The 25,626-nt window shown below is 56.1% G+C and carries 28 protein-coding genes; 18 read left to right on the top strand and 10 right to left on the bottom strand.

Annotated features, from left to right (window positions below):
* Window positions 1-195: 195 nt before the first annotated feature.
* Window positions 196-1,686, bottom strand: a complete 1,491-nt coding sequence (locus G9465_RS24010) for a tripartite tricarboxylate transporter permease (protein WP_166975664.1) — start codon at window positions 1,684-1,686, stop codon at window positions 196-198.
* A complete protein-coding gene (locus G9465_RS24005) occupies window positions 1,686-2,201 on the bottom strand; it encodes a tripartite tricarboxylate transporter TctB family protein (protein ID WP_166975661.1) in 516 nt (171 codons plus the stop codon). The genes G9465_RS24010 and G9465_RS24005 overlap by 1 nt, the downstream gene beginning before the upstream one ends.
* Window positions 2,202-2,448: 247 nt before the next feature.
* On the opposite strand from G9465_RS24005, the gene G9465_RS24000 reads away from it, so the two are divergent.
* Complete coding sequence (locus tag G9465_RS24000) at window positions 2,449-3,120, top strand: MBL fold metallo-hydrolase (RefSeq protein ID WP_166975658.1); 672 nt, start codon at window positions 2,449-2,451, stop codon at window positions 3,118-3,120.
* Between the two features lie 197 nt (window positions 3,121-3,317).
* Here the strand turns inward: G9465_RS24000 and G9465_RS23995 are convergent, their stop codons facing one another.
* Entirely contained in the window at window positions 3,318-4,361 is a 1,044-nt protein-coding gene (locus G9465_RS23995; protein WP_166975655.1) for a zinc-binding dehydrogenase, read from the bottom strand.
* Window positions 4,362-4,619: 258 nt separating this feature from the next.
* Between G9465_RS23995 and G9465_RS23990 the strand changes: the two genes are divergently transcribed.
* From G9465_RS23990 to G9465_RS23980, 3 genes are all read left to right on the top strand, one after another.
* The gene (locus G9465_RS23990) at window positions 4,620-5,630 is read left to right on the top strand and encodes a tripartite tricarboxylate transporter substrate binding protein (protein ID WP_166975652.1); all 1,011 of its coding nucleotides are present in this window, start codon (window positions 4,620-4,622) and stop codon (window positions 5,628-5,630) included.
* 199 nt (window positions 5,631-5,829) lie between these two features.
* A complete protein-coding gene (locus tag G9465_RS23985) occupies window positions 5,830-6,519 on the top strand; it encodes a 4-carboxy-4-hydroxy-2-oxoadipate aldolase/oxaloacetate decarboxylase (protein ID WP_166975649.1) in 690 nt (229 codons plus the stop codon).
* Between the two features lie 204 nt (window positions 6,520-6,723).
* Window positions 6,724-7,500 carry an IclR family transcriptional regulator gene (locus G9465_RS23980; protein ID WP_166975646.1) on the top strand — a complete coding sequence of 259 codons (777 nt, stop codon included), beginning with the start codon at window positions 6,724-6,726 and terminating at the stop codon, window positions 7,498-7,500.
* Window positions 7,501-7,617: 117 nt separating this feature from the next.
* On the opposite strand, the gene G9465_RS23975 is transcribed toward G9465_RS23980, so the two are convergent.
* Both G9465_RS23975 and G9465_RS26210 read right to left on the bottom strand, forming a co-directional pair.
* A complete protein-coding gene (locus tag G9465_RS23975; RefSeq protein WP_166975643.1) occupies window positions 7,618-8,514 on the bottom strand; it encodes an NAD(P)-dependent oxidoreductase in 897 nt (298 codons plus the stop codon).
* Window positions 8,515-9,303: 789 nt separating this feature from the next.
* Window positions 9,304-9,438, bottom strand: coding sequence for a hypothetical protein (locus G9465_RS26210; RefSeq protein WP_255492010.1), 135 nt, complete (start codon window positions 9,436-9,438; stop codon window positions 9,304-9,306).
* A gap of 91 nt (window positions 9,439-9,529) precedes the next feature.
* Here G9465_RS26210 and G9465_RS23970 point away from each other — a divergent pair, with 91 nt between their 5' ends.
* Together G9465_RS23970 and G9465_RS23965 are read left to right on the top strand one after the other, a co-directional pair.
* Complete coding sequence (locus tag G9465_RS23970) at window positions 9,530-10,711, top strand: sugar MFS transporter (protein WP_166975640.1); 1,182 nt, start codon at window positions 9,530-9,532, stop codon at window positions 10,709-10,711.
* Window positions 10,712-10,915: 204 nt separating this feature from the next.
* A complete protein-coding gene (locus tag G9465_RS23965; protein ID WP_166975637.1) occupies window positions 10,916-13,168 on the top strand; it encodes an NADP-dependent malic enzyme in 2,253 nt (750 codons plus the stop codon).
* Between the two features lie 70 nt (window positions 13,169-13,238).
* Here G9465_RS23965 and G9465_RS23960 read toward each other — a convergent pair whose 3' ends face one another.
* Window positions 13,239-13,829, bottom strand: a complete 591-nt coding sequence (locus G9465_RS23960; protein WP_166975634.1) for a GNAT family N-acetyltransferase — start codon at window positions 13,827-13,829, stop codon at window positions 13,239-13,241.
* 86 nt (window positions 13,830-13,915) lie between these two features.
* Between G9465_RS23960 and serA the strand changes: the two genes are divergently transcribed.
* The 4 genes from serA (at window position 13,916) to G9465_RS23940 (ending at window position 19,687) form a co-directional block, all read left to right on the top strand.
* Window positions 13,916-15,502 carry a phosphoglycerate dehydrogenase gene (gene serA / locus G9465_RS23955; RefSeq protein WP_166975631.1) on the top strand — a complete coding sequence of 529 codons (1,587 nt, stop codon included), beginning with the start codon at window positions 13,916-13,918 and terminating at the stop codon, window positions 15,500-15,502.
* Between the two features lie 101 nt (window positions 15,503-15,603).
* Window positions 15,604-16,317 (top strand): type I 3-dehydroquinate dehydratase, encoded by a 714-nt coding sequence (locus G9465_RS23950; RefSeq protein ID WP_227015872.1) that lies wholly within the window; start codon window positions 15,604-15,606, stop codon window positions 16,315-16,317.
* Between the two features lie 91 nt (window positions 16,318-16,408).
* Window positions 16,409-17,914, top strand: coding sequence for a phosphoenolpyruvate carboxykinase (ATP) (locus tag G9465_RS23945; protein WP_166975628.1), 1,506 nt, complete (start codon window positions 16,409-16,411; stop codon window positions 17,912-17,914).
* A 1,119-nt stretch (window positions 17,915-19,033) separates the two neighbouring features.
* A complete protein-coding gene (locus tag G9465_RS23940; protein WP_255492013.1) occupies window positions 19,034-19,687 on the top strand; it encodes a type I 3-dehydroquinate dehydratase in 654 nt (217 codons plus the stop codon).
* Between the two features lie 24 nt (window positions 19,688-19,711).
* On the opposite strand, the gene G9465_RS23935 is transcribed toward G9465_RS23940, so the two are convergent.
* Window positions 19,712-20,659 carry a homoserine dehydrogenase gene (locus G9465_RS23935; protein ID WP_166975622.1) on the bottom strand — a complete coding sequence of 316 codons (948 nt, stop codon included), beginning with the start codon at window positions 20,657-20,659 and terminating at the stop codon, window positions 19,712-19,714.
* Window positions 20,656-21,189 carry an amino acid-binding protein gene (locus tag G9465_RS23930; protein ID WP_166975619.1) on the bottom strand — a complete coding sequence of 178 codons (534 nt, stop codon included), beginning with the start codon at window positions 21,187-21,189 and terminating at the stop codon, window positions 20,656-20,658. Before G9465_RS23930 ends, G9465_RS23935 begins: the two co-directional genes overlap by 4 nt.
* A 261-nt stretch (window positions 21,190-21,450) precedes the next feature.
* Between G9465_RS23930 and G9465_RS23925 the strand changes: the two genes are divergently transcribed.
* The 8 genes from G9465_RS23925 to G9465_RS23890 all read left to right on the top strand — a co-directional run bounded on the left by G9465_RS23925 (window position 21,451) and on the right by G9465_RS23890 (window position 24,790).
* Entirely contained in the window at window positions 21,451-21,591 is a 141-nt protein-coding gene (locus tag G9465_RS23925) for a hypothetical protein (RefSeq protein WP_166975616.1), read from the top strand.
* A gap of 5 nt (window positions 21,592-21,596) precedes the next feature.
* On the top strand, window positions 21,597-22,259 hold the full coding sequence (locus tag G9465_RS23920; RefSeq protein WP_166975613.1) for a hypothetical protein: 663 nt from the start codon (window positions 21,597-21,599) through the stop codon (window positions 22,257-22,259).
* Between the two features lie 80 nt (window positions 22,260-22,339).
* On the top strand, window positions 22,340-22,750 hold the full coding sequence (locus tag G9465_RS23915; protein ID WP_166975610.1) for a hypothetical protein: 411 nt from the start codon (window positions 22,340-22,342) through the stop codon (window positions 22,748-22,750).
* Window positions 22,751-23,097: 347 nt separating this feature from the next.
* On the top strand, window positions 23,098-23,349 hold the full coding sequence (locus G9465_RS23910; RefSeq protein ID WP_166975607.1) for a hypothetical protein: 252 nt from the start codon (window positions 23,098-23,100) through the stop codon (window positions 23,347-23,349).
* Complete coding sequence (locus G9465_RS23905) at window positions 23,346-23,813, top strand: nucleic acid-binding protein (RefSeq protein ID WP_166975604.1); 468 nt, start codon at window positions 23,346-23,348, stop codon at window positions 23,811-23,813. The genes G9465_RS23910 and G9465_RS23905 overlap by 4 nt, the downstream gene beginning before the upstream one ends.
* Window positions 23,814-23,919: 106 nt before the next feature.
* Entirely contained in the window at window positions 23,920-24,228 is a 309-nt protein-coding gene (locus G9465_RS23900) for a hypothetical protein (protein WP_166975601.1), read from the top strand.
* The gene (locus G9465_RS23895) at window positions 24,225-24,530 is read left to right on the top strand and encodes a hypothetical protein (protein ID WP_166975598.1); all 306 of its coding nucleotides are present in this window, start codon (window positions 24,225-24,227) and stop codon (window positions 24,528-24,530) included. The genes G9465_RS23900 and G9465_RS23895 overlap by 4 nt, the downstream gene beginning before the upstream one ends.
* The gene (locus G9465_RS23890; protein ID WP_166975595.1) at window positions 24,527-24,790 is read left to right on the top strand and encodes a hypothetical protein; all 264 of its coding nucleotides are present in this window, start codon (window positions 24,527-24,529) and stop codon (window positions 24,788-24,790) included. Before G9465_RS23895 ends, G9465_RS23890 begins: the two co-directional genes overlap by 4 nt.
* 46 nt (window positions 24,791-24,836) lie before the next feature.
* Here the strand turns inward: G9465_RS23890 and G9465_RS23885 are convergent, their stop codons facing one another.
* Both G9465_RS23885 and G9465_RS26530 read right to left on the bottom strand, forming a co-directional pair.
* Window positions 24,837-25,082 (bottom strand): tyrosine-type recombinase/integrase, encoded by a 246-nt coding sequence (locus G9465_RS23885; RefSeq protein WP_166975592.1) that lies wholly within the window; start codon window positions 25,080-25,082, stop codon window positions 24,837-24,839.
* 162 nt (window positions 25,083-25,244) lie between these two features.
* Window positions 25,245-25,493, bottom strand: coding sequence for a HalOD1 output domain-containing protein (locus tag G9465_RS26530; protein WP_227015884.1), 249 nt, complete (start codon window positions 25,491-25,493; stop codon window positions 25,245-25,247).
* Window positions 25,494-25,626: the final 133 nt, after the last annotated feature.

The following is a 25,626-nucleotide window of genomic DNA, read 5'->3' as shown; positions in this document are numbered from 1 at the left end:
ATAAAAACTAGTCGACACTGAACCAACTACGACGTTGGTGGTGAACGTAAATGAGTCAGTATCTGAGATACATCGAACCTGAGTGAGAAAATTTGCAAATGACTCCGGAACTCCTACCGACACATCCGTAGTAACGTCGGTTGGCCACATGGGTGAGTTGGCTAGAACCAGATAGTTCGAAAGGAGAAGTACGACTTAGCTTGACTGTCCGCGTACCGACCGGATGGCTGGCACGGCGATAGAGGCCACACTCATCAAGAGGACGATGAGAGCGATGGGACTCGTATAGAAGATGTCCAGTGAACCACCTGAGAGAACGAGTGATCGACGCAGATTCACTTCGGCAATCGGTGCCAGAATTAACCCGAGGACCATTGGTGCCAACGGGAACCCGCGTAAGCGCATCGCGTATCCGAGCACGCCCGCACCGAGCATAATCCACGCGTCGAAGAGATTCCCTCGAAGCGCGACCGAGCCAATCACACAGAGAACGAGAATCACTGGCCAAATGTGCGAGGCAGGGATGTTGATCAACCGTGCCCAATAATTAGCTCCGAGGAGTCCGAATATAAGGATGAAAATGTAAATGAGAAGGAAGCCGACGAATATCGTGTACAGCAGCTCTGGTTCCTCCTGATATAGACCAGGTCCAGGATTGATGTCGTGTACCATCAGGGCACCGATCAGGATTGCTGAAACGGAGTCTCCGGGGATGCCGAGCGTGAGTGTCGGGATGAGTGCACCGCCAGTACTCGCGTTATTGCCAGATTCTGCAGCAGCGACACCGCGGATATTCCCATCACCGAACGCTGGGACGGCATCTTTGATCCATCTGGTCGCTTCGTTGTACGTAATGAACGCAGCGATATCGCCGCCGGCGCCTGGAATCGAGCCAATGAACGCTCCAAGAACGCCCGATCCGACGCTAACGGGTGCGATAGATTTCAGGTCGGAAAGCGATGGAAGCGCTCCAGACATCTCTTGTGCGTCCTTCTTTTCGTCCCCGCTGATTCCCTGAGAGTACTTTCGAAGACCTTCGGCGATACCGAACAATCCAATCATCACTGCGATGAACTCGACCCCTGTGAGGAGCATTGGGAGCTCGAATGTGAACCGATGGAATCCTGTTATCGGGTCGATTCCGACAGTTGCCACCAGCATACCCAGTAGTCCAGAGACCATGCCTTTCGTAATTGAGTCGCCACTCACACTGGCGATAATCGTCAGTCCGAAGATGGCGAGTGCAAAGAACTCCGGGGAGCGGAATTCGAGCGCGGCACTGGCGATTACTGGAGAGAAGAACATCAGCGCGAGGACGCTGATGACGCCTCCGATGAATGATGCGACGGTACTGACCCTGATCGCTCTGCCTGCTTCGCCCTTTTTCGACAGTGGATGGCCGTCGAACAGCGTAGCTGCGGCAGACGGAGTCCCGGGAGTCCGAATCAGGATGGCAGGGATCGAACCTGAGTAGACTGCGCCGCCGTAGATACCCAACAGGAGCATCATCCCGTGAGCCGGGTCCATCGTGAACGTGAACGACAGCAGCACTGCGATCGTCATCGTCGCGGTCATGCCGGGAATCGATCCCATGATGATTCCCAGAAGGACCCCAGAGACCATCAGGAAGATGACGAACGGGTCTGCCAGATTGGCCAGTGCAGGGGCGATATTCTCGACGACCATCAGAACATCACCATCAGCGGGAGATCCGGAAGTAGTCGTGATATCGGAATGATGCCTTCAGGGAGCCTAATGAGGAATATCCGTGCGAAGATGTAGAACAACGCTATCGGGAGACCGATACTCAACGCTGCGATGAGGGGCTTCGACTGGACGTTCGAGTAGTAGAGTACCACTGGCATGTACAGCATTGTCCCGACTAGGAATCCTACTATCGGCATCAATAGCAGATACGCTATCAAGAGGCCAAGGACTATCGCTGGTGGTTTGAATTCGTATTCACTCATCTCGAGTTCCGTTTCCGCACCAGTGAGGATGTCAGCGGCCGCAAACACGATGATGCCGACAGACAACAGAATAGGGAAAAAGGCAGGGCCAACCTGGCCATTATTAGGGAATTGATTGGCAAAATAGATAACCACGAGCGAGAACAAGATGAACACTACTGAAAGTGGATTCGAACTGATGCTGCTGGGACTGAGCTGATTCAAGTGCTGCACTACTTTTTGTTTAACCATGAGTATCCTGCCTAACATGCTCAAACGGAGTTGTACCGGATAAATGTACTGGTATCTCGTAGCGCACGCGATATTGAAATCGTTTCCATCAACCAGCCGCTTGGAAGGTAAATCTCGTGATGGGAGATTCGTCGAGAGTACAGTCGCAATGGCACTGTGATCCGATTCTTGGAATTAAGTACCGTCTCCGTCGTTTCGAGCCTACCGATGATTTTAAATATCGGGGTGAGGCAGCTAGTAACTGTAAATGAGTGTTAGTAACGTCACCGAGGGTATTGATCAGGTGCAGTTCGAGCACGTACGAGTGCTGGTACTACAGGACGCTCCCGACGGCCAGATAACGCTCGTCGACACAGCATTCGACGAGAACGGAGAGGAACTCGTCGAGATCCTGAAATCGGAGTACGGCGACATCGACCGCGTCATCATCACACACGGTGACCACGGACACCACGGTGGTCTCTCGCACGTGATGGAGGCGTTTTCGCCCGAACTCGCTATGCCGGCCGACGAGACGAAGCTCTACGACCACCTTGAGGAGGAAGGGCTAGACTTCGAACCCGACGTCCGCTACGAAGACGGCGACGTGCTCGCCGGAAACATCCGAGTCATTCAGGTGCCCGGCCACACTGAAGCGACATCGGCCCTGCTACTTGAGGACCGAGATATCCTCATCTCCGGTGACACGCTTGACGGATCCGATCGCGGCGGGCTTCCAGCTGGTTATCTCCTTCCTCCCCCGGCGCTGTTCAACGACGACCACAGAGCGGCCGAACTCAATCTCTACAATCTTCTCGAATACGACTTCGATACGCTGCTCGTCTTCCACGGGTCGCACGTGTTTGAAGACCCGAAGCAGAAACTCGACAACTTCCTGGTCCAGCGAGAGTGGAACGAGTGGGACCCTCGCACTGAGTGAGACAGCAATTAGTAAACGATACCGTTTCGAGACTCGTTTCGTAATTCCTTGATTGGGTCTCTGGAGTTCCCATTGCAGCAACAGACATCGTGACGTTCTCCGTCGTGAGTCAGTCGAGCGTGAGAGACATCAATGTCTCCTCGAACCCGGAATAGAATTATTACCGACAGTACCACCCGTCTGTCGCGACCGGCCGCTTACGCACGTAGCGTTGAGACGTCGAAAACAGGCTTGCACGTCTCCCCCGAGAGGAACGCTTCAAAGGCGTCGTTCGGTTCGAGGAGACTGAACCGGTCGTCAAGGAACGTCTCGTGATCGACGTCACCGGAGCCAATAAGTCTGAGAGCGCGGTCGAAGTCACGGTACATCGCACCGTATGTACATTGAAGGTCAACTTCAGCGCGGACGAGCGGCGTGTACTCCATGGTCGTCTCGCCTGTCTGCCCAACGAGGATGATCTGTCCCCCCTTTCTAACCTCTTCGGCTGCCATTGGCAGTCCGGATGGATGGCCGGTTGTATCGAACACGACATCGTATCCGATTCCGTTGGTAAGTTCATCACGATAGGCTGTGAGATCTGCGTCTTCGATATTGATTGTCGGATAGCCTAGCTCCTCTGCGAGTGGTAGTCGGTATTTTGTGTCTTGTCCGACGCCGGCAACGACTATTTCGGCACCTTGCGCGTCAGCAATCTGCGCAGAGAGCAGTCCCATGGGGCCGGGGCCAGCGACGAGAACCTGGTCTCCTGGGCGTACACGTGAATTTTCGATGACAGCGCGGGTACAGATAGCAGTAGGTTCGACGAGCGCAGCATGACGCGGGTCGACATCGTCGGGTACCTGTTGGAGAGATGATTCAGGCGCAACGACGAACTCCGCGTACGCACCGTTGTGATCGATACCCGTGAGTTCGGTGTCCTGGCAGATGTTCTCGTTACCGATTTCACACTGATAGCAGTCGCCACAGCCTCGAATCGGCCGTTCGACAACGCGGTCGTCCACCTCAAACTTCGAGACGGTGTCGCCGACCTCAACGACGCGGCCTGTGTATTCGTGACCGATGATGGTCGGGAGCTCCATCCGCTCGAACGCCGATTTGAACTGATAGATGCCGGCATCACTTCCACAGAGCCCCGCATAATCGACTTCGATGAGTACTTCGTCTGACCCTGGTTTGGGATCGTCGACGTCGATAATTTCCATACTTCCGGTTGTACGGCTGGTCTTGGCTAACCCGCGCATACCATCAGTACACCATTCGCCCAATATAAATCCATGGTATCTGGGAACAGTGTCATATGGACCGTTCGTTGAGTGTGGGGATGGCGGTCAGTTCAGGTATTGAATACACCTTCCGGTGACCACCCCTGACTATCTATCGCGTGCGATGTCACGGGTCGTTCAACGAACCCGAAACTACGATTTAGCTGGATGGCAAGAACCAGAACGGCCGTTCTACACCCAAAGGTTTAACACATATTGGACAAACTATCAGGTACAATGCTGGACCGCACCAGTAGCAGTACTAGCGATCGTACCGTAGCGAACCGCCGAAACTTCCTCAAAGCAGTCGGGGCAGGGAGTCTCACGATGACCGCTGGCTGTCTCAGTCAGCTTTCGGCAGAGCAAGAGTGGCCATCGCGACCGGTTGAAATTGTCTCCCCATGGGCTGCTGGCGGTGGGGCCGACCGAACGAGTCGAGCAGTCGCAGAGGCAGGCGAGAACTACACCGATGTCTCCTGGAACGTGAGTAACCAGACGGGTGGCTCCGGTTCAGTTGGGATGAACGCGGCCGCGAACGCCGAAGCGGATGGTCACACCATCGGTGTCGCCGCACCTGAAATCGCCCTATTCGAGCACCTTGGAATCGCCGACCTGAGTCCCGACGATGTCGCCCCCATCATGCAGTACACCGAGTTCCCGGCTGCCCTCCTCGTTCACGAAGAGGCTGAGTTCAGCACACTCGATGAGTGGATGTCGTACGGACAGAGTAACACCTACCAGATGGCGAACTCCGGGTTCGGGTCGTCGTGGCACATGGCTGCGGCCTCTATCGCAAGCGAGGCAGAAGTCGGGGTCGAACACGTCTCTTACGACGGCGCGGCACCAGCGATGCAGGCAGTCGTGAACCGAGAGGCAGATTGTACCGCTGTCGGGGCAGCCGAGGCAGCGGCACAGGTCCGTGACGGCCCACTCAAGGCGTTGGGTGTGGCGTTTGACAAGCAGGTCGAAGCGCTTCCGGACACGCCGACACTGTCCTCGCAGGGTCTTGATGTCCGAATTGGCTCGTGGCTGGGCCACTTCGTACAGCCGGGTGTCTCGGACGAACGCAAGCAGAAGATTGCTGAGGTCTATAACTCGATCTACGAGGACGACGGATTCGTGGAGTTCATGGAGAACAACAACTTCATCCGGGTCAAGAAGGGGCCACAAGAGTTCTCCGAGTTCCTTAACAACCAGTACGAGTACTACGGAAACCTCGTCAACGAACTCGGTATCGAAAAGCAGTAGATTCGACGCGACGAACCGCCGACGCGCTATCTCTCGACTTCTCAGTGCTCTTGCTTTCGTAGCCAGATAGCGTCGTCGCTCGTGAACGCAGCGTATCAACTGAACCGCTCGATGTCCCGAGTTCCGAAGTGTCTCGGTGTGGCATAGCTTGCAGCCAGCACCATTAGTTTGATATAGACTGATGCACTCGTTAGCTTACATGCACACGGTAGAGTACGATGTCGACCGACCAGACAGTGATATCGTTGATGGCTTTGAGGAGATTCCAAGTACAATCGTGTCGGACGTGACCGGAAACATCGGCCTGACGATGGACGCCGGCATGGAACCAGCATACGATGGCGTGGAGATGGCTGGGACCGCTATAACCGTCAAAGCCGCGCCGGGCGACAACCTGATCATCCACAAGGCGATTACGATGGCGGAGCCTGGTGACGTGCTCGTTATTGACTGCAATGGGTACACTGACACGGGCCACGTTGGAGAGTTGATGTGTACTTCTTGCCAGGCTAACGGTCTCGCCGGCCTCGTTATTGACGGCGCTTACCGAGACAGTCGAGAGATCGCCGAGATGGAGTTCCCCGTCTACGGTCGCGGCACGAACCCGCAGGGCCCACTCAAGCAGGATCCTGGGTCAATCAACGTCACGATTTCCGTCGGCGGCGTCAGTGTCGACCCCGGAGACATCGTCATCGGCGACGACGATGGGTTGGCCGTCATCCCACGCGAGGGGGCGCAGGAGGTCCTTGAACGGTCTCACGAGAAACTTGATGCCGAAGACACAGTCCGCGAGGAGGTTCTGGAAGGGGAGTACCTCTTCGAACTCAACAGCTACGACGAACTCTTCGACAATCTGAACGTCGTCGGGCCAGAAGATTCCATTCAGTAACGCACTGAGCTCAGCTACTAAGCGGTTTTTTGAACGTTTCCGGTTGGCTAGCCATCTGTACGCCATCACCACAATGTAGTCGATAAGTTTGAGCTGATACACACTCTGTACGGTATCTCTGGAACTATCGCAGTCGTAAACTAGTGATACAACATTATTGAAAAATCCGCAGTTCTTAATATTCTGCCGGGAGTAGATTTGTCTATGACAGGCTCCGACGGTTCCGATACGCGGCGGTTGAAGAGTGTAAACCAGTCTTTCAAAATAGTCGACTACCTGCACGAGTCCGGCGGCTCGACGCTCTCACAGACCGCCGAAGACTTGGATATGCCGCTGAGCACAGTACACATCTACCTCAGTACCCTCGTCGAGACGGGGTATGTCGTCAAGTGCGACAACGAATATCATAGTAGTTTCCAGTTCCTCCGAATGGGTGGTGAGATGCGTGATAGGATGGCTCTCTTTCAGGCCGCAAAGCCCGAACTGGACGACCTACAAGAAAAAACGGGAGAACACACAAACGCCACCGTCGAGCAGAACGGCTACTCGGTACAACTGTATAAATCGCATAGCCCAGAGTCGATCGACGACGACGCACCGCTGGGTGACCACTTGCATCTACACTCGACGGCCACAGGAAAGGCGATTCTCGCCCAGCTTGCTGAAGAAACGGTCAGCGAAATCGTCGCGAAGCGGGGGCTTCCGGCCCTCACCGACGACACAATCACTGATGAAGGTGTACTCCACGAGGAACTCGAAACGGTTCGAGAACGGGGGTACTCGATTAACCGTGGCGAACATTTCCCGGGTGTCAGTGCTGTCGGTACAGCTATCGTCTCAGAACCGGACGACGCGGTCGGTGCAATTAGCATCAGTGGCCCGATCAGCCGTATGGACCCGGACAGAATTGAGGACGAGTTAGCGCCGGAGCTACTCAACAAGAAGAATATAATTGAGTTGAAAATACGGCAGTACGAGTGATGCCTCGTACATTTTGCTACCCCCGATTACGGTCGTCTGAATTGGCTTCAACCAATGGCTCACTGACCAGTTTCGTCGCTGGTGGTTGCAGTCACTATTGATGTCGTGGCAGCGCTGTCACTGTGGTGGGCTATCCCATTCGGACGCATCGTCTGCTGGTTCATAGTCGAGAACGGCTTTCGCGTGTTCGATACCGAACCACCGTGCCGCGTTTCCGCTGACGGCGTAGAAGGTGTCGTAGGTGACCGATTCGTCTTCGAGACAGCATTCGAGTAGGTGAGCGAAGTCGCGCTGGGAGGTCCAGGACGCCTTGAGACGCTTCACCATCTTCTCGTACTCCTCGCTCCCACGTTCCCACGAACCAGTCTGGGACTGGTCCCACACTTCGTCGTCGTCGACGACATGCTCATCACCACGGTCAACGCCGCGCTCTGCATCTCCGTACGGATGGTCGTATTCTTCGGTCCGAACGCTGGAAATTCGGATGGAGTACACTTGGTCCGGTGCGCCGTCGCGGCGTGCGTGTGCCCGACACATGTGTTCGCCGAACATCTTCGATGCGCCGTAGTAGCCATCGGGCTTCGGGAGCGTCTCGTGGGTGAGTCGAAGCGGGTCGAACTCGCTGGGATAGTCCTCCTCGTAGAGTTCAGGTGCGTGGTCCTCCTCGTACAGCCCCATCACTCGCTGTGAGGACGCGTAGATGAGCTTCTCGACCTCAGCGTCTTCCATCGCTTTGAGGACGTTGTACGTGCCGACGATGTTCGGTTCAATGATATCCTCGAACTCCGCCCCTGCGTCCGACTGTGCGGCGAGATGAATGACGGCATCTTGTTCCTCGAATGCCGGGCGGATAGCCTCGTAATCGGCGATATCGGCGACGAACGTCTCGTACTCGGGGTGGTCACTTCGGTTGAGATACGTGAACTCGTACTGTTCTTTGTCCGCTAGATAGTTGAGGATGGCTTCCCCAGCTTCGCCAAACGGACCCGTCACAAGCACGTTTTGCTTGGGCATCTGTGATGTCTGATATGGAACTATCATATTTAAATCTTTTTGATGGGCCCACACTCAGCATCCTCCTTCCTGATCGGAACCGGCGACTCAGGTTAACAGAACATCTACTCTCGACGCTGATTCGCTCTTCGGTCCACAAGACAAATGAATTCAATATACTTGAAGGTCAGTGCGTAGCGCTTGGCAATGAATAACTTCTGTACATATGTTATTATTTGCCGACGCTTCAGTGCAACGTTGGATTACGTGGCAGTTCTAAACTTCCCGACACTGGCCGGGAAGAAAAATAACAAGAGCACAGTTGATTATTCGGTTTCCATTTTCGGGATACCGTGGTCTGCTGATGAATAGCATCGGCGATTCAACATTGTGGAAAATTCTGGTTTTTCGCTCTCTCAGTTACCGTGATCCATTCCATCCGTCGACTTCTTCATCATGAGGGTTTCCTACGGAACAGAGTCTCTGTATGTCTCAAACCAGTGTCCATTACCCTTGTCTCTCAAGGTATCGGCGTATGATCGTTTTTGAAGAATCCGCCCGTCTCATCGTTCGAATCGACTCGGGTAACGAGATACTCGAATCACGAGATGCTATGGGCCGACGCCGGTGTCGACCATGACTTCCTGATTGGTCTCAGGGCTGTCAACGAGGCCGTTTTATGCCGCTACAACGTCTCAGAATAGGTATACAACGAAGAGACGCTCACCCGACTGTACGAAGTCACGAGCTCTTTGTGCACCATCGGATCCGACGAGATTCATACTCACATCCAGTTAGGCACTGACTGCTTCAAATCTCCCGGCGGTCACTGTAGAAGGTGGTCGTCTCCGGGACGTTCGAAGTCGTCGTGGTCCCTGGAGAGACCTGCTCGTTCCCCAGTACGACGAGCAGAGGAGTCTCGGCATCTTCGCTCTGTAGAAGCACGTTACTACATTCTCACAGACGCTGCTTTCCGACAGCAGGCAATATCTCCTCTAATCGGTGTCTTTTTTATATTGACTACGACAACTTATGTATGGATCGCTCTCGTGCATGGACTCTAGCCGTCTTTATATTCATTTTCGGGGACGCTGCTGCGATGCAGGCCCGTGGTCCGATTCTCTCGAGTGTCGGTACTGTATTCAATATTTCCGAAGCTGCCCTCGGTCTGGTTGCACCCGCCGGGACCGTCGGCTTCCTTGGCGCCGTCGTCGTGACAGGTCTGTTCGCAGGTCGACTGCAGATGCGGCGGATGCTTGCGGTAGGGACGACGCTCACTGGTATCGCTCTCGTTCTGGCCGCCGTTTCGCCACTATATGTCGTCTTTTTGACTGCACTTGTCCTACAAGGAACCGCTGCCGGCGTGTTCCGCGGCCTCGATCGTGTCGTCCTCAGCCACCTGTACCCGGACAATCGTGGGAAGATGTACGCAGCATACACGCTCGTGTGGGCCTTCGGTGCCGTCCTCAGTCCACAACTCGTGAGTCTTGTTTTATCTGTCTCCGATTGGCGTATGGTCTTTCTCGTCCTCACCTGCGTGTTTCTTCCGGTTATCGTTATCGTGGGGCGATACGAACTCCCGTCTATGGACGCCGAGCGCTCGGTATCACGAGCTGAACTGTCGGCCCTGCTCAAACGCCCGGCAGTCGTCGGTGCCTGTGTAGGGATGGTACTTGTCGGTGCGCTCGAAGGGACTCTATTCACGTGGCTCGTCTACTATTCACAGACGTTCTACGATACCGCGATAGCGAACCTACTGCTATCGGTGTACCTGCTGGCATACATCCCCGGCCGGCTCGGCTGTACCGTCGCGGTTGATTACGTCTCTTATCTCACCATTCTACTGGTTGTGTACCTCCCTGCGGCACCCGCCCTCGCGATTGCGTTCTCTGGCGTCACCGGACCGCTCCTGTTCGCTGCGATCTTCGTCGCCGGGTTTGCTGTTTCCAGCGGTTTTCCAGTACTCTCCGGTTATGCTGTCGAAGCCGCTCCAGAGTACAGCGGCCCGCTCAACGCGGTCACGAATGGCGCGACGTATGTGGGACTCGCAACTGCACCTGCTGTCGTGGGCGTTCTCGCAGAATCCGTCGGGATTCGACAAGCGCTGTGGTCTACCGTTCCAGTGTCCATCGTGTTCATCATCACTATCGGAGGGTTGTGGCTGTGGACTGGGTCAGCTGACCCACCGACGCACCAACGGATGGCTGATTCACAATAACCAGCGGGCCGCTCGCTCTTCACCGTCTCTACTTCGGGCTAGAGACTCGACGCAAGAAGAACACCTGTATACAGTCCTGTAAACTGCGTCGCCACTCTGGGACACGTACGGGGCGTTCAGACGCAGCGTCCGACAGTTTCCAGCCCTTCTCGCTATGAGACTGGTTACACTTAGTTTTATTATCAGGAAGTCTGATACTCCGCTATGGGACTTGACGAAGACGCGCTTGACTATCACAGTCGAGAGCCCCCTGGCAAGATAGAGATAGCGACGACGAAACCGACCAACACACAGCGAGACCTCTCGCTCGCGTACTCGCCGGGCGTCGCCGCGCCCTGTGAGGAGATAGCCGTGGACCCCGAGAAAGCCTTCACCTACACTGCGAAAGGGAACCTCGTCGGCGTCGTCTCCGACGGGTCGGCCGTACTCGGACTGGGCGACATCGGGCCGGAAGCCTCCAAACCGGTGATGGAGGGCAAAGGCGTCCTGTTCAAGCGGTTCGCCGACATCGACGTCTTCGACATCGAACTCGACACCGACAGCGCTGACGCGATGGTCCAGACCGTCCGCGCGATGGAACCGACCTTCGGCGGCATCAACCTCGAAGACATCGCCGCGCCAGAGTGCTTCGAGGTCGAACAGCGACTTAGTGACGCATTGGACATCCCCGTGTTCCACGACGACCAACACGGCACCGCCATTATCTCCGGGGCGGCGCTCGTCAATGCCGCCGAAATCGCGGGGAAGGACCTCGTGGACCTCGACATCGTCTTCTCGGGTGCGGGCGCGAGCGCCATCGCCACCGCCCGCTTCTACGTCTCGCTGGGTGCCTCGAAAGAGAATATCACGATGTGTGACTCCTCTGGCATCATCACGGAATCCCGAGGCGATCAGGAAGACCTCAACGAGTTCAAACAGGAGTTCGCCCGCGACGTGCCGGGAGGGGACCTCGCGGACGCGATGGCCGGCGCTGACGTGTTCGTCGGCCTCTCGGTCGGCGATATCGTCGACGAGACGATGGTCCAGTCGATGGCGTCGGACCCCATCATCTTTGCGATGGCCAATCCCGACCCCGAAATCGCCTACGAGGACGCCAAACAGGCCCGTGACGACACCGTCATCATGGCCACCGGTCGGTCAGACTACCCCAATCAGGTCAACAACGTGCTGGGATTCCCCTTCATCTTCCGTGGGGCACTCGACGTTCGCGCCACCGAAATCAACGAGGAGATGAAGGTGGCCGCCGCCGAAGCGCTGGCCGAACTCGCCCAGCAGGACGTGCCCGACGCTGTCGTCAAGGCCTACGGCGACCAACCGCTCCAGTTCGGTCCGGAGTACATCATCCCCAAACCGCTCGACCCACGGGTCCTCTTCGAGGTCACCCCCGCCGTCGCCGAGGCCGCCATGGAGAGCGGCGCGGCCCGCAAGGAATTGGACCTCGACGCGTACGTCGAGCGGCTGGAGGCCCGGTTGGGCAAGTCCCGCGAGATGATGCGAGTCGTCCTCAACAAGGCCAAGAGCGACCCCAAACGGGTGGTGCTGGCGGAGGGCGACGACGAGAAGATGATTCGGGCGGCCTACCAACTGGTCGAACAGGGTATCGCCCAACCGGTCCTGCTGGGCGACGCCGACGAGATAGAGGCGACGCGTCGCCGGTTCGGACTGGAGTTCGACCCCGTCGTAGTCGACCCCGAAACCGCGGACGTCGAGGAGTACGCGGACCGCCTGTACGAACTCCGCCAGCGCAAGGGCATCACCCGCCGAGAGGCCGAGGAACTGGTCCGGGACGGCAACTATCTCGGCAGCGTGATGGTCGAGATGGGCGACGCCGACGCGATGCTGACCGGCCTGACCCACCACTACCCCTCGGCGCTACGCCCGCCACTGAAGGTCATCGGCACCGCCGACGACGCCGACTACGCCGCCGGCGTGTACATGCTGACGTTCAAGAACCGCGTCATCTTCTGTGCGGACGCGACGGTCAATCAGGACCCTAACGCCGACGTGCTCGCGGAAGTCACGCGTCACACCGCAGAACTGGCCCGGAGTTTCAACGTCGAACCGCGGGCGGCGATGCTGTCGTACTCGAACTTCGGCAGCGTCGACAACGAAGGGACTCGCAAACTCCGTGATGCCGTCACGAAGTTGCAAGCCGACAAACGGGTGGACTTCCCGGTTGACGGCGAGATGCAGGCCGACACGGCCGTCGTCGAGGACATCCTCAACACCACCTACGAGTTCTCCGAACTCGACGCCCCCGCGAACGTGCTCGTCTTCCCGAACCTCGAAGCGGGCAACATCGGCTACAAACTGCTCCAGCGACTCGGCGGTGCCGAGGCTACCGGTCCGATGCTCGTCGGGATGGACAAACCCGTCCACGTCCTCCAGCGTGGTGACGAGGTCAAAGACATCGTCAACCTCGCGGGCGTCGCCGTCGTGGACGCCCAACAAGAATAGTACGGCGACGAGTCATCGTACTCCGCGCAGCCGATGTCGCGTATCGCGAGGGGTCCGCTTGGAAGATAACTTACCGGTTCGCGGGTGGTTCCTGAAATTCTTCGACGACCGCTTCTCGCAGTGACACGGCCATCTTCTGAGCCATGGCTGTCTGTTCCACCGTATCGAATCCGATGTTCTGATACACGTGTATCGCCTGTTGGTTGTGCCGTGAGACCTCTAACAGCAGGTTCTCGTGATCCATCGTCTCGGTATGGGCGAGGAGTTGCTTGAGGAGTTCAGTCCCGATTCCTCGATTACGATACCCCCGACGTAGGAAGATAACAAACTCCGGATCGGTCGCTGATGCAGGGGTAACTGCCACATGTCCGACGACGGTTTTGTCACGGTGCAGAGCAAGTAGATTCCACCCATCTGCTATCATCGTCGTCAGCCACTGTTCTATCGTCGCTTCCTCTTGTGGTGGGATACCCATTGTCTGGTCAGCTGGTCCGAGAGAGGCGTACATGTTGACGAGCGCCGTGAAGTCGTCACTCGAGAATTCCCGAATTAGGAGTGGTTCTCCTTCTCGGTCGAAAAATCGAGGACATCTTGGCGGACAGTTCTGGGTCCCCTCACAGGAGGAATTATCCCAGAAGTGGCAGACTCCATTGGTCACCATACCCGCATAATTTGTAACACATCGGTAACGACGTTTCGGCTCACATCATCGGGTGTTTTTTATTACTCGGGTGGACTCGGCTAGTTGTGAAAGTATTAGTTACAGACCCTATCGCCGATGCTGGTCTCGCCCGGCTCCGCGAGGCGGGCCACGAGGTGGAGACAGCCTACGACGTCGAGGGCGACGCGCTCCTCGACGCGGTGTCCGACGCGAACGGACTCATCGTGCGGTCCGGCACCGAGGTCACCGACGAGGTGCTCTCGGCCGCCCCCGACCTCATCATCGTCGGCCGGGCCGGCATCGGCGTCGACAACATCGACATCGACGCCGCCACCGAATACGGCGTCATCGTCGCCAACGCCCCCGAGGGCAACGTCCGGGCCGCCGCCGAACATAGCGTCGCGATGGCCTTCGCCACCGCCCGCTCCATCCCGCAGGCCCACGACCGCCTGAAGGGCGGCGAGTGGGCGAAAGGCGCCTTCCTCGGCACCGAGGTCAACAAGAAGACGCTGGGCGTCGTCGGCTTCGGCCGCGTCGGTCAGGAGGTCGCGAAACGGCTGGGCAACCTCGGCATGGACATCGTCACGTTCGACCCCTACATCAGCGAGGAGCGCGCCAAGCAGTTCGGCGCCGAACTCGTCGACGAACTCGACGAGTGTCTCGCCAAAGCCGACTTCGTCACCATCCACACGCCGCTCACGCCGGAGACGGAGAACATGATCGGCGAGGAGGAACTCGCCCAACTCGAAGGCGGCTACGTCGTCAACTGCGCCCGCGGCGGCATCGTCGACGAACCGGCGCTGGCCGAGGCCGTCGAGGACGGCGTCCTCAAGGGCGCGGCGCTGGACGTCTTCGGCGAGGAACCGCTCCCCGACGATTCGCCGCTGCTTGACGTCGAGGACATCATCGTCACGCCCCACCTCGGCGCCTCGACCGAGGCCGCACAGGAGAACGTCGCCACCTCGACGGCCGACCAGATTATCGCCGCGTTCGACAACGAACCCGTCGCCAACGCGTTGAACGCGCCGTCGCTGGACCGTGCCACCTTCGAGCAGGTCGAACCGTACCTCGAACTGGCCAGCACGGCGGGCCGCATCGCCGTCCAGTTGTTCGACGGCCACATGAGCACGGTGGAGGTCACCTACGCGGGCGACATCGCCGACGAGGACGTCGAGTACGTCACCGCCAGCGCGCTGGAGGGCGTCTTCGCCCCCTCGGACATCCAGGTCAACGCGGTCAACGCCCCGCAGGTCGCCAAGGAGCGCGGTATCGACGTCACCGAGTCGAAGACGAGTTCCGCCGAGGACTACCAGAGCCTCATCACCGTCACCGTCTCGGACGGCGAGGACTCGGTGTCGGTCTGTGGAACCCAGTTCGGCGGCGAGGAGTCCCGCATCGTCCGCATCGACGACCACCGCATCGAGGCCGTCCCGCACGGCCACATGCTCGTGGTGCGCAACAAGGACGAACCGGGCACCATCGGCTTCATCGGCACCGTGCTGGGCGAGGCGAACATCAACATCGCGGGGATGTTCAACGGCCGCGAGACCATCGGCGGGGAGGCCCTGTCGGTGTACAACCTCGACGAACCGCCGACGGCCAAGGTGTTCGACGCCCTGACCACCGATGATCGAATCATCGAGACCACATACGTCGCCCTCGGCGACGAGTAACCGGATTGAGGCACTCGAACTCCGATCATGGTCTTTCCACCTCGAAATACATTGTAATAAAACAGAGAACTTTTTTATATCCGGGGTTGTTAGTTCATATCATGAAAAACGTCGAATATTCGATGGTGGGAATTACGGATGATTTAGGAGAGGTACCAGAAGCCGAGAACAACGCAGACTATGTAGAATTCCAGCTAGACAAGGCGCAAGACCCGCTAGACCAGTTGCAAGAGTACAATCTAGACGTGCCACTAATAATTTCAAACCGTCCCAAGTGGGCAGGTGGAACTGCTGTGGACTCCAATCGCCTAGACAAGCTTCTTGCAGCTGCAAGCTCCGAAGTTGTTGAGATGGTTGATGTCGAACTGGAAACTATCACCGAACACGAGTGGGCTGAGGCGGAACTCCGAGAGAATGATGTTGAACTAATAGTTTCGTATCATGATTTTGAACGAACGCCAGATAAGCTGGAACTGGAACAGGCAATCACGGACTGCGCAGAGTATGGGGATATTGCCAGAGTAGCGACCTTCGCGGAGAAACGAGAGGATTCACTGACGCTATTGGAGTGTCTCAACACGGCTTCACAGCGCGGTACGAGGGTTGTTGGTTTCTCGCTTGGGGAACTTGGTCAACACACTCGTGTAATCGCGGTATTCTACGGGTCTGAGCTTTGCTACGCACCAATCAAACTGGATAGTGACGAATCAGAGTATGGCGAAATTGAACTGGCGGAACTGGCAGAACTGTTGGAAACGACTGTTCACGGTGGTGACCACGTTCAATTGATAGACCAGCTTAGTGGCAAGTTCTGACAGTCCTTTCTCAGGATGTATCTCTGACGGTTTACTATGAATTGAGTCCCTGCATACTTATTAGCCTATATTGACTGGTGGTACACACGCAATGTCCAAGACCGCGATTAATAAACAGCAGTTGGTATCGAGATTACCGGACCCTGAAGAAAGCGACAATATAATCTACAACCCTCCAACCGACGAACTACGTGCGTTTTCGGCAGATCTGGAAACGGAGACAGAGTTCGGATCACCGTCGTACGTTAGCATCGAAAAGTCTCGAAACGCTGAAAAGACCAAAAATCGAATCGATACCGAATTTGATGATGCAGACTGGACATTCATTAACGAAGCACTTGAGTCTGCGAACGAATCTGAGTTGGTTTGTGTTGATCGGCAAGTGGGGCAGCATCCAGACAACAGCTATGTCTGCAGGTATTATGTCCCAAAGTGGTACAGTCGTATCGCACTCAGTCTGACTAAACTTCTAGAACCCGCAGACTTTAGCCGAGAACCCGATTTCCACACGGTCCAACTCCCAAAATGGGAAGAGACAAAAATCAGAATCCTTCCAGAGCAGGGATTCACCGTCGTCGCTGGGAGTGACTACTTTGGTGAAGCAAAAAAATCGTTCCTCCGGCTGTTCATGTACTACTCGAAACAGCAAGGAGGACTCGGTCTGCACGCTGGAAGCAAGCAAGTGTGCTTGGAGACTGACGATGGAATGGAGACAATTGGACAACTGTTCCTTGGTCTGTCCGGTACGGGCAAGTCGACATTAACCGCACATGGACTCTGGCTTGATGAGCCAGAGAAGGCGACGATGCTACAGGACGATGTCTGCGCGCTCCTCCCAGACGGCACCGTTGCCGGAAGCGAGGGGAGAGGACTCTTCGTCAAAACGCATGGCCTTGATGAAGACACAGAACCTGGAATCTACACCGCGGCAACAGACGAATCTGCGATTTTAGAGAACGTCGACGTTGCGGCTGACGGAACGGTTTATTTCGACAGCGATCGGTACACTACTAATGGGCGTGCAATTATCCAACGAGAACAGCTGGCGTCAGCTGGTGAAGCGATTGATTTGCCGGAGATCGATCAGATCTTCTTTATAACACGGAACCCAGCGATGCCGGCGGTCGCCAAATTAAGTCCCGAAGAAAGTGCTGTCGCATTCATGCTCGGTGAATCCATTCAGACAAGTGCAGGTGATCCGAGTGCTGCTGGGAAGTCGATCCGCGTTGTCGGGACAAACCCGTTCATCATCGGCTCGAAGGGAGAAGAAGGAAATCGATTCCGCAACCTCATAGCCGAGCTTGACGTGGAATGCTACGTGCTCAACACTGGCCGTGTCGGGTCTAAAGATATCAAGGTGGAGGACACAATTACGCTGCTGCGCGCCATCGCTCGCCGGGACATACAGTGGGAAGTAGATACGTCGACGGAGTTAGCGGTTCCTGCTGACGTGCCGGGGATAGACATGAGTGAATTCGATGTCGAGGCAAACCTGGACGACCACGACCAAATCCTTAATGACCTCCGACAGGAGCGCAAACAGTACCTCGCACAGTTCGATGATCTCGACGATGACATCGAGAAGGCACTGTACTGATTGATACACTAGGAAACATCGTGAGTGACGTCTTAGGTGTCTCTATCTGGTTCGATAGCATGTCCTTCGGCATGTTGCCGGGGCACCAAGACTGGTGTTGGCAGTTGGTCGACTACTGAGGGTTCGGTTATTGTCTATCGAGCCACTCGGAGTATTATAGTGAATCGAGACTGCAACAAAATCGGGGGCTGGCGTGGAATATCTAATCATGCCAATGTGGTGGGCCATCACCCGCCGTGTCGGCTTCATCACCCGCTTGAAGACAGCTGTGTTCGCCTCGAATTCCGTATAAATCCTGCCGTTCCACACAGATCTCTATAGAGGATTGCACGATGACTTTCGTTGATGTGCTTGATTGCGAGCGAACACAAGACCCAGCTAATGCTGCGCCTCTGTATCTCGCAGCAAGTCGATGGGGCTATCGATAGCGTTCATATTGAGAACACCGATGACCACCTCTGTCTGGTATTTGAGGTGAGCGAATTATGTGGTCAAAGGGATGGTATGCGACCATGGGGGTAATCCCTACACGACCACACGATACTCCGATCGACAGGTGAGAGACACTGTCCAAGAGTCGATCATGAACACAGGGTGAAAGGGTGCCTCTTGATTGCCTCTCGTCACCCGTCAATTGTAACCCGGGGAGGTAAGTACTTATATATTAATATATGAATTGACTCGAATTCGAGTTTTATAGTCACATACCCTTCGGCGTCGTACGTGTCGAAAGTGTGACCTGTGGACGAACAACGGTTGTGTGGCAGCGAGTATAGCAGTAACCAGAGAGCAGCTACACTAAATTATGATAAAATCCGAGTATCTGTATGTGAATATATGATGTATGTCGGCATTAGCCCATCTTATGAAACCATCTGTTGCAATACCCCGAATTCTATAGTCAAAAATAGCCTATCTATCCTTAGAACTTTGTCCCAATGGGATTGGTATGCGTCGAAACGTGTGTGAACATCCATTATGGATGGACGACCAAAATTTATATGCAGTGGGATGTTACGGGGTAACATGAAAATCAACGAGTTCGCCCTTGCGGCTACAACAAACGATCTTACACGGGAAACAGACGCCCGAGGAGTAGCAGACCTCATCGAATTTCGCATGGACAAGGCGGAGAATCCGATCGAACAACTTTCTGCGTACGAAGGTGAACTCCCGATTATCGCGACGAACAGGACTAGGTGGTTTGGTGGGAAAGCCAGCGATGCCGGGCGGTTAGACAATTTATTTGCTGCGTCTCGATTTGATGCGGTGGAATTTGTCGATATCGAACTTGAAACAGCGCGTGCGAAAGACTGGATACTCCAAGAGTTCCGAGAGAATGACGTTCAACTAATTATTTCACACCACGACTTCGAGGAGACGCCCAGTCAGGACATTCTTGACGCCATTATCGATCAGTGTGCCGAATACGGAGATATCGCAAAAGTCGCCACGTTCCCGCAAGACCAAACAGACACACTCACGCTCTTGGAAGCCATCAACACGGCCACACAGAAGGGCATCGACGTTGCAGGTATCTCTATGGGCGAAATCGGCAGCCATACTCGCGTCGTTGGGCACCTCTACGGATCTAAACTTGGGTACGCTCCACTTCAAGCCGATGAGGAAGACTACGCACCGGGGCAGATCCCCTTGGAAAAACTCGAAGCACTTGTGGAGACGACAAAGAACGCCAGTGCCGACGAGCACCTTCTCAGTACACTTGAGGAGGAAGAAGTTACAGTTCCGAAAGAGATTACGCTCTCTGACTGACAGCGAGATATTGTATCCCGACTTTCAGGACTGCAGTCGACCGATATCCGCCAATACTGCACTTGCAGTCTCTTCGCCGCCGGCGCCACGACCGGAGATATTGAGACGGCCAGCCACTTTCGTTTCCAGTTGGACAGCATTACGTGTGCCTGCCGGTGCGAGGGCAGAGTGTTCTGGTACGAGGCGAGGTCCGACCCGCACCTGATCGCCATCGAACTCGACGACAAGTCGAATCGTACGACCATCTTCCTGAGCTAAATCGAGCATGCTCCCCGGAAGGTTCTGGATACCGTCTATCGAGGCATCCGACAGCGTGTATGTTGCCTCAGAGTCTATGACGTTTGCGACGATGACGCCTTTGAGGGCGGCATCGGTCCCGTCGACATCGAACGATGGGTCTGCCTCTGCGACACCGAGGTCCTGCGCCTCGGCGAGAACGTGTTCATAATCCAAGCCCTCGGCAGCCATCCGCGAGAGAATGAAGTTGGCAGTCCCGTTTAGCACGCCGCGGAGCGCGGTGATTCGCGACGGGGAGAAATCTTCGATCGTTGCGATGACCGGCAGGGCGCCCCCCACCGTCGCACCGAACCGTACCGAACCATCACTTTCCGATTCGAGGTCTTTCACCTCTTGATACCGTTCTGCAATCGGACCTTTGTTTGCCAGCACGACGTGCCGATCACGCTGTAGTGCGATGCCGACATGTGTGAATCCCGGTTCCGCGTCTCCGAGCGTCGTCGGCGTAGCCTCAACGAGTACGTCGTACGGGCCTTCGAGCGCTGCTTCTGGGTCCTCGGTCCCCAGAACACCGTCCGTTCGTTTTGCAGACAGTGCTGCGTCCGTGTCGATGCCGTCGTCGTCGACAACAGCACTCTTCGAGTCCGCAAACGCAGTCACAGTGTGGCCAAATTCGCCGGCGAGGTCAACGACAGCACTGCCAACCTCTCCAGCACCGATAACGGCGACCCTCATACGGTGCCTCCCATCGAGAGTGGTTCGACGAGACGAAGGTCTTTCTCGTCAGCGATATCTCGAATCGAATCTAACACCTGCTCTGTCGAACCCGACTCTGCGGCCAGTTGAAATCGAGCGCTGGAGATGTCAGATGCACCTTCGGGTGCTGATAGCGAGATGTCTGTGACAGTGGCACTCTTCGTTTCTTGAATCTGCGAGAGGGTATCGGACAGATCGGTATCGATGAGATGTCCGGAGAGAATTACAGTCAAGCCTTCACTATATCGTTCGGTACCGGCCTGAATCACGTTGATGCCAGCATCTCGAAGGCCATCGACAATAGTCTCGAATCGGTCAGGGGTCGCCTCAATATCCACCTCAACCGGAATATGTCCGCGAGGAGTGACGTTCCCTCGTTCGTGGAAAATAGAGAGGAGATTTCCCCCATGTTCGGCAATCGGCTTGAGAGATCGGAGGAGTTCGCCTGGCTCGTCCACTAGTTCAAGTCGGAGAGTGTACGCACGGATATCTGTCTGTGAATCACTCATTGGTTGACCACCACTGGGCGAGATTGGACATGACCGGAGTTCGAATACGAGGACTATTAGGACCTTCTATCCGAAGTACTGCTTCCTCATTTGGCTGATAATTCGCCACATACAAACCACACTCCTATCAGCCGGCAAGCGCAGATAGATCAGAGAACGAACGTAGGAGCCCCGAGTACCGTGACCCGACGCCCATTGGTGAAGACTGAGTGGTGATGTGCGTCCGAATTTTGTGCGCCTCTGGCAGGTGAGAGGCTCAGCATGAGTACTGACCCGCAGCAGGCCATCGACGAACAGGACCAAGACCAGCAAGCTGACGACGTCGGTGCCATCGAAGCTGAGCATCGACGTGCCCAGGAATCCGGTGAGGTGTTCGACGGGGACCCGAGAGGGGAGTACTGATCCATATGGTCGCCAGTACGGAGTCGCCTCAGCATATCGAAACGAGGACTGACTGTCTGGTAGGTGCACCCCTGGAACGGGCGCAGATTCGGACCACCGAGACTGGATTCCTCACTGTCTGCAGCGATGACTGGTGCTCGTGGCAGGGGCTGTTCCCAACTCGAGAGCTGGCGGCACAGGCGGTCACAACCCACATCGAACGTGCTCGCCGGTCGCCTGACTACGAGTATCACTACGGGGCCCAGTCCCCGTTCGTCGTCGAACTGCTCGACGACAAGACTGCCCAGCTCTGTCCCAACCAGGAACTCGACCCACTCACACCGTGGCAGGCGAACTGCGACGGGCAACAGCTCTTCCGCGCCGAGACTGACCGCCCACCTCTTGACGAGGTCCTCCACCGTGGGGACCTCATCGAGTGTCATGGTCCGGACGACGGGATGGTTTTGTCGGTCTCGTCGACGCGCTGTTTCGGTTTGCCAGCGTTCAGCGTCATCTTCGTCGATCCCGACACTGAGTCAAATCAAGACGGCACCTATCCCGAATCGGCGTATCGGTACCTGAACAACTACGTCGCTCGTGATGGGGTGGCTCTCTGTGTCTCGATGCACGACCGACTCGCGTTCACAGGACAGAGCGACGCGCAGAGCGATCTTAAGCGCTGGAACTAACCAACAATTCACCGGAAAATCCCCGTCTGTTGGTTAGTCTCGGCTTCCCTGATTTTGTGCGCCTCTGGTAGGCTGAGAGGATGTCAGAAAATACCTCGTCTCAGACCGATGTCGCGTATGCAGACCAGCGTGGTGGCTTCGAATTTATAGAGACAGTTGAGGACCACGAAATCGCGATTGACTACTCGTGGCGGTATGTCGACCGAATCCACCTTGAGGAGGGACAGACGAAGCGAATTGACGACCCAGACGGGTACTTCGGCGGAGATGAGGAGTACAGTTGTACCTGTGGCGCAGAGTTCGATTCTGAGGCCGACGCCAAGGACCATCTCCACGCGTGGCTGCTCGCGGCCCGCCGGTCGAGACAGCGTCTCGACCACGTCCAATCGAGTGGCAGGACCAGACCGAAGCAATCTGCGGCGGACAGGTCGAAGTTGTTCTCTCGGCTGGGCGTTCCGTTGGGCGTGTTCTGGACGGCGCAGAGTATCTGATCGCAACGTCTCGAACGACGTACACGCCGCCAGCGAACTACAGGTTCGACGACTGGGGTCCGCTCAAATCCAGACGGCTCACGCTTCCGCATGGGCGCCCACAGTTTTCTCCGACGCTGCTCAGTCGAGGACTCGAAACCCTGTCACCGAGCTACAGCTACCATCCCGAGCGGTTCACGATATTCTATCGCGGCGCCGACGCGCTCTACGTCGAAGGTCCCACAGAGGGCGTCATGATCGCTGAACGCTCGACCACCGAGCACTAAGACCTCAACAGAACCGCTGAGACCGACTCCATATCCAGAGATGCATAGATGTTTAAGTCACCACAGCGGCATTGTGTAGATATGGCCACGGATCTCACCGAGCGGGTACAAGAAATCGCTGAAGCGCGAGGACTACCCGAGTCAGAGATCCTCGAGCTAGCGTTGGAACGCGGTGTGGAAGATCTGTGGGCAGATCTCATCCTCTCACGGTATGTGAACGACGAAATTGATCGAGAGACGGCAATTGATCTTCTCGGGCGAGACCGAGTCAAGCGTGCAGAACGTGAGGTTCAAGCAGTCGAAGATGATGTGCGGTGGGGTCTGAATGCGTGATTGTCGCAGTGGCTGATGCCGGGCCAATCATACACCTCGCCGAAATTGAGTCACTTAGTGTCCTCTCTGCGGTTGACGAACTACTGATCCCACAAACGGTGTATGATGAGCTTGAGGCTGGTACAGTTCCACATGGCCTTGATGACATCTCATATGATGTCGTTGAAGCAGACCCTGCTGCCCTCAGTATTGAGTTAGACCCTGGGGAAACAGCCGCTCTGGCGATTGCGACTGATCGGTCGGCGGTACTATTGACCGATGATCTTGAAGCTAGAGACGCTGCTGCGGATCTCAATATTGAGGTTCATGGATCAATTGGCATCATCGTACTTGCATACACTCGCGACCGGATCAGCAAATCGAGGGCAATCGACTTAATGCGGACGCTACAGTCTGAGACAAGCCTGTTCATCACGGATGCGGTAGTAGAACGTGGTGTCGAACTGCTTGAGGACGACGCCTAAGTCTGCTGTGTCCTGACTGAGACTGGCGGACATTCGTCAACACGGCCTGAGATCCCTCCAGATAGTGTTTTCATCCAGCTTTTGTGCACCTCTAGCGGGTGAGAGGATGTTGCAGAACCAGTCACGCCATCGTCGATTCGGTAGAGCGCGTCCTGACCAACAGCGCCAGATTGTCGAATCAATCACCGCCGCTGTTCGCGACCAGCACTCGTCCGATGCCGACGTCGAAGCGCTCGTCCTCAGTGCTATCGCACAGCAGTCAGGCAGTCTCGACACGCCGGACGTCTTGGAGCTTCGGACACAGTTGGACGTCGCCGTCGACGAGCAGGCCCCACTCCGACAGCAGGTGCAGACCGTGCTTGCGGCCAGTGCCAGTATCATGGCGCGGTGGGACCGAACGGGGAGAGAAGCATGAGACGAGGTGAACCCGCGACACTGGGAGACTTCGGCGCTGGCGGCCTGCGGTCGGTCACGCTTATCGACCGGCAGGCAGCCGTGGCGGCCGCTGCGACCGGCGAGTGGGCGTACCACGTCCATACGAGTGCCACTATTGCGTGGGAAATACCGGGCACTGCGGCGACACTGCTCCTCAAACAGGAAGATGGGGTGTGGCGACTGCAACGTGCCGGCAGACCTCTGGGAACGCGGTCGACACTGGAGGCCGGTATCGCGTTCGCCGAGCAGTACATGTGCCAGCGGCCGGAGGGTGGGCGATGAGCGAGCACCGTGACGACGCGGTCCTTGCGGATCTCCCTCCCGAGCGACTGCTGGCTAGCGATCAGCTCCAGCCCATTCTGGCGGGCATCCAGTGTATGGATTCCATCGAGATGATTCAAGAATATCTGGCCTACGAGACGAAGCACAAAGACCGAACACAGGTGCAACACCAGCTTCGCCTCCGAGCTCGCGAACTCCGTCGGGGAAACTGTGACAGTACTGGTGGCGGCCACGATTCGGCGACAAGACGAATCCTGTGAATCGCCTTGAGGTCAAGCCCCGAGGCTCTGCACAACATGTTAGTTCTCAGAAAGGTTGTCCAGCACACGGCAAAGACAGCTCACTACTCTCAAGGTCGAGTTGGTCGACGTCGAGTTCGACGAGTTCGCTGACGCGGAGACCAACATCGTAGAGCAGCGTGATGATCGCCTCGTTCCGTTGTCGAAACTGGAGCTGAAAGGACTCATCGTAACAGGCTGTCCGCAGCCGCTGGATCTGGTCTGGTTGGAGCCACGTCGCAGCTCGTTCGGGTCTAGAATTGGTGGCTGGCATAAACGCGAACCCTCTCTCAATGAGGGTATTATCCCTCTAGTGTTCGATCATCTGCTCATCCAATTTAAAAGCATGTGAATATTTGACGTGGCGAAGGTGGGGCGATACAGGTAACAGCAGACGTGCCCGTGGCTTCACAGTGATTCTCTACAGGCGGGGGCTTCACTCTGTCTCGAGAATCAAATACCCGTCTGAGTGGACATGAACGGTGTATTCGCAGTACTGAAACCTCACGTGCCCGTCTAGCTGTGGTGATTGGTTAGGCCAATTTGTAAACAGGGCGTCGAGCGCATCGGTGTCGATGGTCTCATGCAATGGCGGCAGTTCGGATTCGTGGACGTCTTCACAGCTGGACACAGCCTGGATTACCGCTACGGACGGTGAAGCATCCTGTTCTCGAACGTATCTCATACCTTGTGCCATTGTGGCTTGCCTTTTCTTCACATGAGATGATAGGTTTGGTACCGCAACTGTCCGTGGAACAAATTCTCGCCGATCACAGGACAAGTACTGAATGCAACCATGAACCGCCTCGGGTCACGTG

Source organism: Haloarcula sp. JP-L23, assembly GCF_011602445.1.
GTDB lineage: Archaea > Halobacteriota > Halobacteria > Halobacteriales > Haloarculaceae > Haloarcula > Haloarcula pellucida.
The sequence above is the reverse complement of the archived record's forward strand: the minus strand, read 5'-3'. Positions and strand labels throughout refer to the sequence as shown.